The sequence below is a fragment of the Pseudoalteromonas sp. APC 3893 genome (assembly GCF_030408095.1).
In the GTDB taxonomy this organism is placed as follows: domain Bacteria; phylum Pseudomonadota; class Gammaproteobacteria; order Enterobacterales; family Alteromonadaceae; genus Pseudoalteromonas.
Window position 1 is genome coordinate 115,946 of sequence record NZ_JASDCD010000010.1, and the last position, 14,377, is coordinate 130,322.

General features: G+C 40.7%; 14 protein-coding genes. 13 read left to right on the forward strand and 1 reads right to left on the reverse strand.

The window, feature by feature from the left end; genetic code table 11:
- Positions 1-6: 6 nt before the first annotated feature.
- From mazG to eno, 3 genes are all read left to right on the forward strand, one after another.
- Complete coding sequence (mazG, locus tag QMA12_RS12865; protein WP_290209340.1) at positions 7-807, forward strand: nucleoside triphosphate pyrophosphohydrolase; 801 nt, start codon at positions 7-9, stop codon at positions 805-807.
- A 160-nt stretch (positions 808-967) separates the two neighbouring features.
- Positions 968-2,602: a CTP synthase gene (locus tag QMA12_RS12870; RefSeq protein ID WP_087533782.1), complete on the forward strand. Its 1,635-nt coding sequence runs from the start codon at positions 968-970 to the stop codon at positions 2,600-2,602.
- Positions 2,603-2,710: 108 nt separating this feature from the next.
- On the forward strand, positions 2,711-4,009 hold the full coding sequence (gene eno, locus QMA12_RS12875) for a phosphopyruvate hydratase (protein ID WP_087533781.1): 1,299 nt from the start codon (positions 2,711-2,713) through the stop codon (positions 4,007-4,009).
- Between the two features lie 91 nt (positions 4,010-4,100).
- Here eno and mutH read toward each other — a convergent pair whose 3' ends face one another.
- Positions 4,101-4,772, reverse strand: a complete 672-nt coding sequence (gene mutH, locus QMA12_RS12880) for a DNA mismatch repair endonuclease MutH (RefSeq protein WP_290209341.1) — start codon at positions 4,770-4,772, stop codon at positions 4,101-4,103.
- A gap of 529 nt (positions 4,773-5,301) precedes the next feature.
- On the opposite strand from mutH, the gene rppH reads away from it, so the two are divergent.
- The 10 genes from rppH to QMA12_RS12930 all read left to right on the forward strand — a co-directional run bounded on the left by rppH (position 5,302) and on the right by QMA12_RS12930 (position 14,360).
- Complete coding sequence (gene rppH, locus QMA12_RS12885; protein ID WP_087533779.1) at positions 5,302-5,823, forward strand: RNA pyrophosphohydrolase; 522 nt, start codon at positions 5,302-5,304, stop codon at positions 5,821-5,823.
- Positions 5,824-5,831: 8 nt separating this feature from the next.
- Positions 5,832-8,102 carry a phosphoenolpyruvate--protein phosphotransferase gene (ptsP, locus tag QMA12_RS12890; RefSeq protein ID WP_087533778.1) on the forward strand — a complete coding sequence of 757 codons (2,271 nt, stop codon included), beginning with the start codon at positions 5,832-5,834 and terminating at the stop codon, positions 8,100-8,102.
- A gap of 81 nt (positions 8,103-8,183) precedes the next feature.
- Positions 8,184-8,993 carry a sulfite exporter TauE/SafE family protein gene (locus QMA12_RS12895; protein WP_290209342.1) on the forward strand — a complete coding sequence of 270 codons (810 nt, stop codon included), beginning with the start codon at positions 8,184-8,186 and terminating at the stop codon, positions 8,991-8,993.
- A 12-nt stretch (positions 8,994-9,005) separates the two neighbouring features.
- Positions 9,006-9,809 (forward strand): prolipoprotein diacylglyceryl transferase, encoded by an 804-nt coding sequence (gene lgt / locus QMA12_RS12900; protein ID WP_290209344.1) that lies wholly within the window; start codon positions 9,006-9,008, stop codon positions 9,807-9,809.
- A gap of 10 nt (positions 9,810-9,819) precedes the next feature.
- A complete protein-coding gene (locus tag QMA12_RS12905) occupies positions 9,820-10,671 on the forward strand; it encodes a thymidylate synthase (protein WP_290209345.1) in 852 nt (283 codons plus the stop codon).
- Positions 10,672-10,770: 99 nt separating this feature from the next.
- Positions 10,771-11,652, forward strand: a complete 882-nt coding sequence (gene galU, locus QMA12_RS12910) for a UTP--glucose-1-phosphate uridylyltransferase GalU (protein WP_087533774.1) — start codon at positions 10,771-10,773, stop codon at positions 11,650-11,652.
- 89 nt (positions 11,653-11,741) lie between these two features.
- A complete protein-coding gene (locus QMA12_RS12915; RefSeq protein WP_087533773.1) occupies positions 11,742-12,356 on the forward strand; it encodes an SPOR domain-containing protein in 615 nt (204 codons plus the stop codon).
- 121 nt (positions 12,357-12,477) lie between these two features.
- Positions 12,478-13,074 (forward strand): DUF4402 domain-containing protein, encoded by a 597-nt coding sequence (locus QMA12_RS12920; protein ID WP_087533772.1) that lies wholly within the window; start codon positions 12,478-12,480, stop codon positions 13,072-13,074.
- Between the two features lie 9 nt (positions 13,075-13,083).
- Positions 13,084-13,557, forward strand: coding sequence for a DUF4402 domain-containing protein (locus QMA12_RS12925; RefSeq protein WP_087533771.1), 474 nt, complete (start codon positions 13,084-13,086; stop codon positions 13,555-13,557).
- 8 nt (positions 13,558-13,565) lie between these two features.
- Positions 13,566-14,360: a fimbria/pilus periplasmic chaperone gene (locus tag QMA12_RS12930; protein WP_290209346.1), complete on the forward strand. Its 795-nt coding sequence runs from the start codon at positions 13,566-13,568 to the stop codon at positions 14,358-14,360.
- Positions 14,361-14,377: the final 17 nt, after the last annotated feature.

Below are 14,377 nucleotides of genomic sequence, written 5' to 3' on the forward strand. Positions count from 1 at the left end.
GGTTGTATGAGTAAGTCGGTCAGTGCATTACCAGAGTTATTAGCCATTATGGCTAAACTTCGCGATCCTCAAAACGGTTGCCCATGGGATTTGAAGCAAGACTTTAAATCCATCGTGCCGCATACACTCGAAGAGGCTTACGAAGTCGCTGATTGTATTGAGCGTGGCGATTTTACTGAGCTTAAAACTGAGCTCGGTGATTTACTGTTTCAAGTGATTTTTTATGCCCAGTTGGCCGCGGAGCAAAAACTCTTTGACTTTGAAGACGTAATAAGCGCATTAAATGATAAATTAGTGAGGCGCCACCCTCATGTTTTTGCAAGCAATAGTGAGTTGTCCGAGCAGCAGGTTGCACAGCAATGGCAAGCGATAAAAGCCCAAGAGCGGGCAACGAAAAATTTGGGTAATCCTCCCGCTTTATGGCAAGACATACCTGCAAACCTGCCAGGGCTTAGTAAAGCAAAAAAGATTCAACAACGGGTATCAGGGCTCGGTTTTGATTGGCCAAGTTATCACGGCGCACTTGAAAAAGTGGCTGAAGAAGTTGATGAAGTTAAAGAAGCATTAGGAGTTGATCCCTTTTCTGAACATAGTGCAGAAGAGATCGGTGACCTGCTATTTGCTACTGTTAATGTCGCTCGTCATATAAAACGAGACCCAGAACAATTACTTCGTAGTGCAAATGATAAGTTTTCGGCGCGGTTTGAAAAAGTTCAGGCGTATTTGCAAGCCAGAGGTCAATCGCTCGAAACGGCAACACTCGATGAAATGGACGCTGCGTGGGAGGCAATTAAAAAGCAGGCTTAAATAAGTAAATTATCGCGGTTGTTTTTTGTGCGCTCAATAGCTAATTTCTGCTGGATTGATAGTGAGCCTTTTGCTATAATTTCGCCCCGTCTTGAACATATTCCAAAATCACTTGTTTGGGTATTATATTCCTTTTAATTCCTGATATTCTAGGGTTCGCATGAGTACAAAATTTATCTTCGTTACCGGCGGGGTTGTTTCTTCGTTGGGTAAAGGTATTGCAGCAGCATCGTTGGCAGCTATTTTAGAGGCCCGTGGTTTAAATGTAACCATTTTAAAGCTGGATCCTTACATCAACGTTGACCCAGGCACAATGAGCCCAATTCAACACGGTGAAGTATTTGTCACCGAAGACGGTGCAGAAACAGACCTTGATTTAGGTCACTATGAGCGTTTCATTCGCACCAAAATGACAAGCCGTAACAACTTCACACAAGGCCGTGTATATGAAGATGTACTGCGTCGTGAGCGTCGTGGTGAGTACCTTGGTGCGACTATTCAGGTAATTCCACATATTACTAATGATATTAAGCAACGTGTTTATGATGGTGCTGAAGGTCATGATGTGGCAATCGTTGAAATTGGTGGAACGGTAGGTGATATCGAATCACAACCGTTCTTAGAAGCAATTCGTCAGCTAGGTACAGAAATTGGCCGTGAGCGCGCATTGTTTATTCACTTAACGCTAGTGCCGTTCTTAGGCCCTGCAGGTGAAGTGAAAACTAAACCAACGCAACACTCGGTTAAAGAGTTACGTTCGATTGGTATTCAACCAGACATTCTTATTTGTCGTTCTGATCGTAAGCTACCAAATAACGAGCGCGCTAAAATAGCACTTTTCACTAACGTTGAAGAAAAAGCCGTTATTTCGTTACCAGATGTAGACAGCATTTATAAAATTCCAGCTCTATTAAAATCTCAAGAGCTTGATCATTTTGTATGTCGTCGTTTCCACTTAGAAGCGCCTGAGGCTGACTTAGTTGAATGGGAACAAGTGTTGTACCAAGAGTCTAACCCTACGGGTGAAGTGACTATTGGTATGGTAGGTAAATACATTGAATTACCAGATGCATACAAATCGGTTAATGAAGCACTTAAACACGCAGGTCTTAAAAACCGTTTAACCGTTAATATTGAATATGTTGACTCACAAGATCTTGAAAGCAAAGGCACAGAGCTACTGTCTCACCTTGATGCTATTTTAGTACCAGGTGGTTTTGGTAGTCGTGGTGTTGAAGGTAAGATTTTAGCGGCGAAATATGCCCGTGAAAACAAAGTACCTTACCTTGGTATTTGCTTAGGTATGCAAGTAGCGCTTATTGAGTATGCACGTAACGTTGCAGGCCTTGAAGATGCTAACTCGACTGAGTTTAACCTAAAATCGGCTAATGCTGTTGTTGGTTTAATTACTGAGTGGCAAGATGCTGAAGGTAATATTGAAGTACGTGACGAAGGTTCTGACTTAGGTGGCACTATGCGTTTAGGCGCTCAAAAATGTCATTTAACACCAGGTTCTAAAGTACGTGAAGTTTACGGCAGCGATGAAATTGTTGAACGCCATCGTCACCGTTACGAAGTGAACAATAACTTTGTTGAACAGCTTGAGAAAGCAGGTTTAAGCTTCACAGGTTTATCTGAAGATAAAAAACTAGTCGAAATTATTGAGAATAAAGATCACCCTTGGTTTATTGCCGCGCAGTTCCACCCGGAATTCACGTCAACACCACGTGATGGTCACCCGTTATTTGAAGGGTTTGTTGCAGCTGCATACACTCATCAAAAAACGTCATCGTAATGTGAATAAGCCGTGCTCTATGCACGGCTTATTTGTTTTTAAAGCGGCGGTATTAAGGAAAATTAATAAAGCCGACAAACTCACCATTTTGGGAAAAGAGGAATCGAGATGTCAAATATCGTAAAAGTGATTGGTCGCGAAATTATGGATTCGCGTGGTAACCCTACTGTTGAAGCTGATGTACATTTAGCTGATGGTTCTTGGGGTCGCGCTGCTGCACCATCTGGTGCATCAACAGGTACTCGTGAAGCACTAGAATTACGTGATGGTGATAAAGCACGTTACTTAGGTAAAGGTGTTTTAACTGCAGTTGGTTATATCAATAACGAAATTAATAGCGCATTAGAAGGCCAAAACGCTTTAGAGCAAAGCACTGTTGACCAAGTAATGCTAGATTTAGATGGTACTGAAAATAAAGAAAAATTAGGTGCCAATGCAATCTTAGCTGTTTCACTTGCAACTGCAAAAGCTGCTGCACAATCGAAAAAAGTAGAGTTATATGAGCACATTGCTGACCTAAACGGTACACCAGGTGTTTACTCTATGCCATTACCAATGATGAACATCATCAACGGTGGTGAGCATGCTGATAACTCAGTTGATATTCAGGAATTCATGATTCAACCTGTTGGCGCTGCTAACTTCCGTGAAGCACTACGCATGGGTGCTGAAGTATTCCACAGCCTTGCTAAAGTACTTAAAGCCGACGGTCATTCTACAGCGGTAGGTGATGAAGGTGGTTTTGCTCCAAACCTAGAGTCTAACGAAGCTGCACTTGCTGCAATTAAAGTAGCTGTTGCTAATGCGGGTTACGAGCTTGGTAAAGATATCACGTTAGCACTAGATTGTGCTGCGTCTGAGTTTTATGACAAAGAAGCAAATATCTACGACCTTAAAGGTGAAGGTAAAAAGTTCACGTCTGAAGAGTTTAATTTATTCTTACAACAACTTACTGAGCAATACCCAATTGTTTCTATCGAAGATGGTCTTGATGAGTCTGATTGGGATGGCTTCGCACATCAAACAAAACTAATGGGCGATAAAGTTCAGTTAGTAGGTGATGACTTGTTCGTTACAAATACTAAGATTTTAAAACGCGGTATCGACAACGGTATTGCTAACTCTATCTTAATTAAATTTAACCAGATTGGTTCACTAACTGAAACGTTAGCAGCAATCAAAATGGCAAAAGATGCAGGCTTTACAGCTGTTATCTCTCACCGCTCAGGTGAAACAGAAGATGCAACAATTGCTGATCTAGCTGTGGGTACTGCTGCAGGCCAAATCAAAACAGGTTCATTAAGCCGTTCTGATCGTGTTGCTAAGTACAACCAACTTCTTCGTATTGAAGAGGCGCTAGGTGCAAAAGCACCATTTAATGGTTTAAAAGAAGTTAAAGGCCAGTAATTCTTTAGTATCTGATAAAACGTTTAAAAATCCTCGCTCCGGCGGGGATTTTTTTTTTAGGCGTAATTTTACATTGCGCTTTAATTTATTTTTAAAGCTGAAATTGTCGCTTGAGGATTTCCCCAGTAAAGTTGGTCTTTAAATAAAACCCACGGGGGAGGGTTTTGATGAGCTTACCATTTGGTCCGATAGCATCGGTGACGATTCTACTATTCGCTGCTTTTGGCCGTATTTGCATTACATCACCCAAATGACCCGAGATCTCATCAATGCGACCAAGGGCAATTAATTCCATTTGCTCTTCCCAATCCCGTTGTAATTGCGCATCTTGTTCAGCGCTTGGCTGCCATAAAAAGCCACTGCCAATGGTTCGTTCAAAGGGGATGACGTCTCGCTCACCTAAAATAGGCAGCCATAACACATGGTTTAGTTTGTTGCGAACATGACTTTGCTGCCATGTCATGCCGGTCACATTCAGTAGAGGCGTAATAGATACAAACGTGGTTTCAAGTGGTTTGCCTTTATAGGAAATGGGTAGCGTTTTGAGCTCAACGCCTAGTTCTTCAAAATCAGGTGTGGGTTTTGAACCCGCTGTTGCACCAAGTACATATTCAATAAGTTGACCTGTCCAGCCTTTTTCACGTAGTAAATCGTCAGGGGTTTTAAATTGATATTGTTGCGCCAATTGTCCCAATGTCATTCCTGCAATGTTATTGACTCGTTGCATTAATTCATTGATTGACTGTGGTTTTATCGCTCGCATGGTGCTTAATTCTATTGTATAAATTCGCTTGCCATGATAACAAAACAGTTTATCCGTGGATATCTTTGCCTTTGGCTGTTTTTTGTTCGCTGTTTGTTTGATGGGATTTTAATTATGTAGAAGCCCTTTAAAGTATAATTAAGATTATGATCTTAAAGCAATTTGTTGTTTTTTCATTACGTGATCAATATTAAAATAAAATGTATACGGGGATAAATACAGATATATAAACAACGTTATCCACAGATTCTGTGGAAAAGGCGTTTATTCAGATCACTTATTGTGGACTTGTTTGCAAAATAACCGTAGTAAGTCAAAGTTATGCACAAGCTGTGGGTAAGGTGCGTAAAACCGTTGCAGTATTATTTATATTGATATAAAACTGTTACTAAAATAAATTGATGATTAAATAACACACAAATTAGCTGTTAACTTTGTTGCTCATCTCTTGTTGATTATAATAGTGTTTGCCGTAACGCGGCTAATGTGGAACAATCGTTAAAAATCGACTTACAAATGAGGCACTAAGGTGATTGATGCCGAAGGTTTTCGTGCCAATGTCGGAATTGTAATTTGCAATAATCAGGGACAAGTTTTTTGGGCTAGGCGTTATGGCCAGCATTCTTGGCAGTTTCCGCAAGGGGGTGTCGACAATGGTGAAACGCCAGAGCAAACAATGTACCGTGAATTACACGAAGAAGTCGGCTTGCGTCCAGAAGATGTAGAGATTGTCGCAAGTTCAAAACATTGGTTACGTTATAAATTACCCAAACGATTAATCCGCCGCGACTCGAGTCCGGTGTGTATTGGGCAAAAACAAAAATGGTTTTTATTGAAACTTCGTTGTAAAGACGAAGATGTAGACTTACTAAAAACACACCATCCAGAGTTTGATGATTGGCGCTGGGTGAGTTATTGGTATCCTGTACGTCAGGTTGTATCATTTAAGCGCGATGTATATCGGCGTGTCATGAAAGAGTTTGCACCGTTCGCAATGCCGTTTAATAAGCGTGAGCAGTCAAAAGATTCATGGCGACATAAAGGTAGATAAGGACAGCTATGCTAGCAACACTCAGAGCTATTGCAGAATCCGTATCGCAGCAGGCGAATTTGGACAGTGCTTTAGCGTGCTTTGTTAAAATGGTGAAAGAGGCCATGCAAACCGAGTGTTGCTCTATTTACTTTGCCGACTATAGCCAAGATGATTTTGTCTTGATGGCAACCCAAGGTTTAAACCCAGCGGCAGTTGGTAAATTTAGAATTGGCTTTACAGAAGGCCTAGTTGGTTTAGTAGCGCAACGTGAAGAGCCAATCAATATTGCATTTGCTAAATCTCACCCGCGATTTAAACTCTCCCCCGAAGTAAATGAAGAAGGCTATAACGCTTTTCTATCAGTGCCAGTGGTTCATCAAAAGAAAGTTTTAGGCGTTATTGTTGTACAACAAAAAATCGCCCGGGTATTTAGTCAAGACGAAGAGTCTTTTTTAATTACTCTCTCAGCTCAGTTGGCCTCACAACTGGCTCATGCTGAAATCAAAGAAGTTTTGCGCCAAGATGAGTCGTCTCATCAAACTTCGGTCTTAAAAGGGGTTTCAAGCGCTCCTGGCATTGCAATCGGACACGCTTACGTGGTTATTCCTAAGCTTGATTTTAAGTCAATAGAGCTTAAAAAAGACGATAACACCGTGCTGCAACAGCGCTTATTTAGTCAAGCAGTATCAGCTACGCGTAAAGAGTTTAATACTCTATCAATGACCCTCAGTGATTCTATTCCTAAAGAAGCACTTGCTGTGTTTGATGTTTACCAGCAATTATTAGATGCAAAAAGTTTAGGGCAAAATGTAGAGGCGCAGCTACAACAAGGCTGGTGTGCGAAAAGTGCTTTAAAAATTGTCATTGAAAAACTAATAGCACAATTTAATGCCATGCAAGACCCGTACATTAAAGAGCGGGCTGTTGATGTTAAAGATATAGGCTTACGTGTACTGCACCACTTAGTAAATACTGAGCATGCAGCGAAGAGTTACCCTAAAGATACAATATTAATAGCCAATACTTTAACTCCTGCTATGTTGGCAGAGGTACCTAAAGGGCATTTAGCAGGTGTTGTCAGTGTAAATGGTGCAGCTAATAGTCACGCATCTATTTTAACGCGAGCCATGGGAATTCCGGCAATTTGGGGTATTGAAGATATCCCTTTGTTACAGTTAGACGCTAAGTTGATGATTTTAGATGCCTATGCAGGGCGTTTATATATCTCTCCTTCGCAAATGCTGCAAGACGAATACCGCCAATTGAAATATCAAGAAACGCTCCTCAACGATAAGTTCATTGCAGAAGAAGAGTGTGATGCAATTACCTTAGATGGCGAGCAAATTACCTTGCTGTTAAATGCAGGTTTAGATTTGAATACTGAAACAGCCAATACCAAAGTGTGCGATGGTGTTGGTTTGTATCGTACTGAAGCGTGGTTTATGCAAAAGGGTAAGTTCCCTTCACAAGCTGAACAAGAAGATTGGTATCGTCAAGTACTTACAAGTTACCACCCTGAACCAGTTGTCATGCGTACATTAGATATTGGTGGCGATAAGGTGCTTGATTACTTTGATATAACTGAAGAAAACCCATTTTTAGGATGGCGAGGTATTCGTGTCACTCTTGATCACCCAGAGTTATTTTTAGATCAATTAAAAGCCATGGTTAAAGCGAATATTGGCTTAGGTAATTTAAAAATAATGCTCCCTATGATCAGTGGCACAGAAGAGGTTGATGAGTCTTTAGCATTGTTAGAGCAAGCTTATTTTGAGCTTGAAGAGCAATACCCTGAACAAGTCATAGATCGGCCTGAAGTGGGTGTGATGTTAGAAGTACCTTCAAGTGTATTTATGATGCCAGAATGGTCTAAAAAAGTTGATTTTTGTTCTGTAGGCAGTAACGATTTAACCCAATATTTATTAGCGGTAGATCGCTCAAATGCCCGCGTTGCAGATTTATTTAACCCATATCATCCTGGCGTATTGCGAGTGTTACAAAAAGTAGCGCATGAGTGTGAACAATATGATTTATCTTTAAGCTTATGTGGCGAGCTTGGGGGCGACCCTGAAGGTGCTATACTATTGATTGCTATGGGTTATCGTCGTTTAAGTATGAATAACTCTTCATTGAGCAAGGTAAAATGGGTACTCAGGCGTTTAAAAGTCTCTGATATGGAAGCACTGTTAACTCAATGCTTAGCGCAATCAACTGCAAAGCAAGTACTGCGATTAACACGAAACTTTATGATTGAGCATGATCTTGGCGATTTATTTTATACACCAAACCATAGTTAGTCAGGGCTGCAATTTTAGCTGTGAACATACTTTATAATACATTAGTATATGCATATAACATTTTATTTATAAGAGTGTGCTATGCATGATTTAGTTATATTGATCGTAAGCTGTGCAGTACTAGGAAGCATTGTTGGCTTTTTAGCAGGGTTACTTGGTATTGGCGGCGGCTTAATCATAGTGCCTGTATTAAGTGTATTACTAGTAAAATTTGAAGTTGCCTCCGCAGATCACGTACTGGTGGTTGCTATTGCTACTTCGCTAGCCTCTATATTATTTACTTCTACTTCTTCAGCGCTCGCTCATCATAAAAATAATAATGTGCCTTGGGAAATTGCTCCTTGGGTTATGGGCGGTGTTGGTTTAGGTGCTCTGATAAGTGGCTTTGCCGCCAGTTATATCCCAGAGCAATTGCTACGCGGTGTATTTGCAACGAGTGTTGTGTTTATTGCTGCTCGTATGGTGCTTTCTACACGAAAGGTTGAGCAAAGTAACCATGCAATGCCCAACGGGCCTATTATCGGTGCGTTCAGCGCTATAATGGGTGGGTTGTCAGGTTTGATAGGCATAGGTGGAGGTGCACTTATAGTCCCACTGCTTAACCACTTTTCAGTGGATATTAAAAAAGCGATTGGCTGTGCTGCCGCATGCGGTATCGTTATCGCGTTATTCGGTTCGGTTGGTTATGTGTCGGCCGGCTGGCAAGTGACAGATTTAGCACATGGCTTTGCAGGGTTTGTTTATTTACCCGCGTTATTAGGTATAGTGATCACTTCGTGGTTTATGGCGCCTATTGGCGCAAAAACAACTCATTATTTACCCGTTGCGACGATTAAAAAAGCGTTCGCAGTATTATTGGTTATCATCGCACTTCAAATGGTGTTTAGTTAAGGTTTAATTTTTATGGCTCTTGAGTTTCCACAAATCGATCCGATTATTTTTACGGTTGGTCCATTGAGCGTACGTTGGTACGGTTTAATGTATTTAATTGGTTTTGCTTTTGCCATGTGGTGGGCAAATCGTCAGGCACAAAAGCCTAATTCAGGATGGACAAAAGAAGAAGTAAGCGATTTACTTTTTTACGGCATGCTCGGGGTTATATTAGGCGGCCGAATTGGTTATGTACTGTTTTATCAATTTAGTTACTTTTTAGAAAATCCATTGTATCTATTTAGAATCGATCAAGGCGGCATGTCATTTCATGGTGGCACGCTGGGTGTGATCACCGCTATTTGTGTATTTGCCTGGACACGTAAAAAGCAGCTGCTAGCGGTAGGGGACTTTGTTGCTCCACTGGTGCCAGTGGGTTTATTAGCAGGGCGAATTGGTAACTTTATTAATGGCGAGCTTTGGGGACGCACAACAGATGTGCCTTGGGCGATGGTATTTCCAACCGGAGGGCCGCTTGCACGCCACCCATCGCAGCTTTATGAAGCATTTTTTGAAGGCTTTGTTCTATTTATTATCCTTTACTTGTTTACTAAAAAGTCACGCCCGGCAGGCAGCGTAGGTGGATTATTCTTATTAGGGTATGGCGTATTTCGCTTTGCCATTGAGTATTTCCGTGAACCTGATGCACATTTAGGTTTATTTGGCGGATTTATTTCTATGGGGCAAATTTTATCGTTACCGATGATCATTGGCGGCCTTGGTTTGATATTATGGGCTTATAACAAGCCACAACCAGTGACTGCAAAAAAGGCCTAAGAAGAAAACAATGAAACAATATCTAGAATTATGTCAGCGCATAGTTGATGAAGGCATTTGGGTTGAAAATAAACGCACCGGAACACGTTGCTTAACTGTTATTAACGCTGAGCTTGAATACGATGTAGCGAATAACAAGTTCCCAATGATCACCACACGTAAAAGCTATTATAAAGCTGCCATTGCAGAACTTTTAGGCTATTTACGAGGCTACAGTAGTGCAGAGCAGTTTCGTGACATTGGCTGTATGACTTGGGATGCTAATGCCAATGAAAACCAAGCATGGCTTAATAATCCTAATCGTAAAGGTGAAGATGACATGGGCCGCGTTTATGGCGTTCAAGCGCGTGATTGGCAACGCCCAGATGGCACGCCTCTGGATCAGCTGAAAAAAGTGATTGATAACCTTAAAAACGGTGTTGATGACAGAGGCGAAATAGTCACCTTCTACAACCCCGGTGAGTTTGACTTAGGTTGCCTTCGCCCTTGTATGCACACGCATACATTCTCACTTTTGGGTGATACGCTTTATTTAACATCGTATCAACGTAGCTGTGATGTACCACTAGGTTTGAACTTTAATCAAATACAATGTTTTGTTTTGCTTGCTTTAGTAGCACAAATTACTGGGCATAAAGCAGGTAAGGCGTATCATAAAATTGTTAATGCGCATATTTATGAAAATCAGCTAGAATTAATGCGTGATGTGCAATTAAAGCGTGAGCCATTTGACTCACCGCAATTACATATCAACCCAAAAATAAAAACATTAGAAGACATAGAAACATGGGTAACCAGAGATGATTTTGAAGTGATTGGCTACCAATGCCATGATGCGATTAAATACCCATTTTCAGTATAATTAGGTAACTCTGATTGTGTTAAGCCAGTGGTCAAATTAGCCTGCTAAATTAACATTGGTTTTAACCAACCAGAATCATACCCACTTAAGGAGAGACGAATGAAAGCTGTTATCCCTGTTGCAGGCCTAGGAACCCGCATGTTGCCAGCAACAAAGGCTATACCAAAAGAAATGCTACCCGTTGTTGACCGTCCGCTAATTCAATATGTAGTTAGCGAAGCGATTGCTGCTGGCGTTAAAGAAATTGTTTTGGTTACGCATTCAAGTAAAAATTCAATCGAAAACCATTTTGATACCAGCTTTGAGTTAGAAGCGACGCTTGAAAAGCGTGTAAAGCGGCAACTATTGGCCGAAGTACAAGCTATTTGCCCTAAAGATGTAACTATAATTCATGTACGTCAAGGTGAAGCGAAAGGTCTTGGTCATGCAATTAATTGTGCGGCACCGATTATTGGTGATGAACCTTTTGTGGTGATATTACCAGACGTGATCATTGATGATTATGAAAGTAATCTTGAAAAAGATAACCTTGCTGAGATGATCGCCCATTTTGAGCAAACCGGTGAAAGCCAAATAATGGTTGAGCCAGTACCTATGCAAGATGTTGATAAATTTGGTGTGGTTGACCTAGGCGATGAAAAAATAGGTCAAGGCCAAAGTGCTGCTATTTTAAATATGGTTGAAAAGCCTCCTGTAAATAAAGCTCCGTCAAACCTTGCTGTTGTGGGTCGCTATGTTTTAAGTAAAAATATTTGGCCATTACTTGCTAAAACCCCCGCAGGCGCAGGCGATGAAATTCAATTAACTGACGCTATCGCGATGCTAATGGAAAAAGAAGCTGTTGCTGCTTACGCTATTAAAGGGCGTAGCCATGATTGCGGTAGTAAATTGGGTTATTTAAAAGCGACAATTGAATACGCGCTTCGACGTGATGAATTTAAAGATGATTTAAGTAATTTTATTAAAGACTTAGTAAAATAAATATCATTTAAATAATGTATTAAAAAGTGCCTTAATGGCACTTTTTTTGCTTAAAACAAACTATATTGTTCTCTAAAAGCTAATTGAAAATGCATATAAAACAGCGTGTTTTGCCAGCTCTAATATTAGTAACAACCGCTTTAAGTGGCTGCGCTAATAACCAAATTGACAATAAACCTTCGCTTATCTCTGATCAGCAAGTTAAAGAATATGTTGAACAATGGCAGCAGCAGCAAGATAGTATAAGCCGTTTGGCTGAAATGGAAGGCGACCTAAAGCTATTAATTATGGCGCTATCGTCAAACTCTCAATTAGCGCAAACCCCAGTAGAGCTTCGCTCAGATAGCATTGATGTGGTGCATCAAACAAATAATATGGCTGTACAACCTCAAGGCAATACAATCCCAAAAACGACTAATCAACCGCCTAATCTTTTAAACGACGCATTACCTGGCGCACAATTAGGACTTTATTTAAAACCACAACTGGTAAAATCGCAAATCGCTCGCCTTTATCGTGAATACCCTCAGGCATTTAGTCAATTAGGGTTTGTAATGACGGAGCGAAAAAATAAAGGTGTCACTTTGTATGGTCTACGGGTAGGGCCCTTCGAAGACTATACGCAAGCTAATGCTTTTTGCTTAATAGCACAAAAAATGGGGCAAAAATGTTTAAGTGCCCCTTTTGTTGGCCTACCACTTTAAAATTTTTAGCCGACTTATCTTATTTTTCAGTAATTAAGCTTAAAGTAATTGTTCTAAGTGTCGATAATAACTAAGATAGGGGCAACATAGGGTAATGTCCCATCTTTTATAAGGATTTAGTATGAAATTATCTTTTCCATTACTTGCTGTAAGCACCTTAGCTGTATCTTTTTATGCGATATCTGCTACAGAGACGTTTCGAGCAGAAGTGACGGTACAAAATGCTGTTGGGCTTGACGGTACTGATTTGAACTTTGGTACCGTGCGTGCAGTTGCAGACCCTGGAGGTAAGGATATTGCAGAGCTGATTGTAAGCGCTACGCCTAATGCGACTCCTATTACTGAGAGTAAAAACAATACTGCTAATGCATTATTTGCGATTATCGAAGACGGTGCGCCGGCTACTTTTACAGTATCAGAAGCTGTACCAAGCGCTGTCTTGAGAATACTTGACCCAACAAAAACAAATTTAGAGTTTGAAAATGGGCAAGATACCGACCGCCCTGATTTTACTATTGGCGATTGGAAGTATGTGATCACCAGTGGGGATAACAATAACGCCGACTATACACCTTTGACACCCAACCTACAGGTGGGCCAAGATGGCACTGTGTCATTCAATCTAGGCGCAACACTAAAAACATCTAGCAAGGTAACCACTAAACCGTATGCTGATGGTGTGTATGCAGGTACTTTTCAAATCGAAGTTGCGTATTAATTATATTTAATGCACCTACTTTCGTATGCAGTGGCTGTAAGTGTTTTAATTTACAGCCCTAATTATCTTGCTAAGAGTATTGAGCAGCAGTCGCTTGACTTTGGTACTTTGGTTATACCAAGCAATACAAACACGAGCTCTGTGATCATCAAAGCTGACGGCGACATAAATACATTAGGTAATATTTATGTGCTTGAAAAGGGGCGCCCTGCTGAGCTATTACTGACTGATTTCCCAGCCAATACAAGCTTGACTATGAACTTGGTTAACACTGCAACAGTTCAGCACAATACACAAGGCAGCAGTAGTGCCGAGTTTGAAGTACGCCTAAATGGTTTATCTAATAAGTCAGTCACAACTGATGACTTTGGTGAAGCTAAAGTGTTTATTGGTGGCACTTTAATAACAAAGCCTAGCAGTAAAAGTTATTCTGATGGCGATTACTCCTCAACCACCAACTTAGAAATTTCGATTGACTACTAAGGACTGACATGTTCAATAAATTAACAGTGATGTGTGTGCTACTAACAGCATTTTTTAGCCAAATGGCCTTGGCAAACTTATTGATTTCACCTACCCGTGTTACTTTTGACGATCGTCAGCGCAGTGCTAAAGTCACGGTGATCAATAACTCTGATGAACAACGTACGTATCGTGTAGTTTGGAGTGAAAAACAAGCTTTACCAGCTGGCGGCTATAATAATTTAGCGCAAGTAACAGCAAACAGTTTATCGCCAATGACACGCCTTTCACCAAAACAAGTGACCTTAGCACCGGGTGAAAAACAAACCGTTAAAATTGCTATCCGAAAACCCAAAGGTTTGCAGGCAGGCGAATATCGTTCTCATTTATTGTTTCAAGCTTTGCCTAATGAGAATAAAGAGCAGAAGTCGGGAATACAGATAAATATGATTATGAGCTTTAGTATTCCCGTTGTTTATCGTGAGCAAGCAGAGCAGCCTAGGGTGACTATTACGCAGGCAAGCATTGTAAAAAGTGCTGATCAAGCCAAGCCAAAAATTCAAGTTCAATTGCAACGACATACTAACTTTAGTAGCTATGGCAAGCTCAGTGCTTATGTTAAAAATGCATCGGGTGGGCAAGAGAAAATTGCTGAAATTAGCAATTTAAGTATTTACCCTGAAGTTGATAAAGCTATAGCAACGCTCAGTTTATTTAAAGATAAACAGTTACCTGAAAATGGCGTTGTGCTAATCGATTACGAAGGGGCTGAGGAATATAAGGCGGTTGATTTTGCCTCTTACACTCTGGCTATAGGGGAATAGCTTTAAGCGATATTAAG

Bases quoted from the DNA above. Each gene is read 5' to 3' on its own strand.
- mazG (WP_290209340.1), top strand. From the start codon at position 7: ATGAGTAAGTCGGTCAGTGCATTACCAGAGTTATTAGCCATTATGGCT.
- QMA12_RS12870 (WP_087533782.1), top strand. From the start codon at position 968: ATGAGTACAAAATTTATCTTCGTTACCGGCGGGGTTGTTTCTTCGTTG.
- eno (WP_087533781.1), top strand. From the start codon at position 2,711: ATGTCAAATATCGTAAAAGTGATTGGTCGCGAAATTATGGATTCGCGT.
- mutH (WP_290209341.1), bottom strand. From the start codon at position 4,772: ATGCGAGCGATAAAACCACAGTCAATCAATGAATTAATGCAACGAGTC.
- ptsP (WP_087533778.1), top strand. From the start codon at position 5,832: ATGCTAGCAACACTCAGAGCTATTGCAGAATCCGTATCGCAGCAGGCG.
- QMA12_RS12895 (WP_290209342.1), top strand. From the start codon at position 8,184: ATGCATGATTTAGTTATATTGATCGTAAGCTGTGCAGTACTAGGAAGC.
- lgt (WP_290209344.1), top strand. From the start codon at position 9,006: ATGGCTCTTGAGTTTCCACAAATCGATCCGATTATTTTTACGGTTGGT.
- QMA12_RS12905 (WP_290209345.1), top strand. From the start codon at position 9,820: ATGAAACAATATCTAGAATTATGTCAGCGCATAGTTGATGAAGGCATT.
- galU (WP_087533774.1), top strand. From the start codon at position 10,771: ATGAAAGCTGTTATCCCTGTTGCAGGCCTAGGAACCCGCATGTTGCCA.
- QMA12_RS12915 (WP_087533773.1), top strand. From the start codon at position 11,742: ATGCATATAAAACAGCGTGTTTTGCCAGCTCTAATATTAGTAACAACC.
- QMA12_RS12920 (WP_087533772.1), top strand. From the start codon at position 12,478: ATGAAATTATCTTTTCCATTACTTGCTGTAAGCACCTTAGCTGTATCT.
- QMA12_RS12925 (WP_087533771.1), top strand. From the start codon at position 13,084: ATGCACCTACTTTCGTATGCAGTGGCTGTAAGTGTTTTAATTTACAGC.
- QMA12_RS12930 (WP_290209346.1), top strand. From the start codon at position 13,566: ATGTTCAATAAATTAACAGTGATGTGTGTGCTACTAACAGCATTTTTT.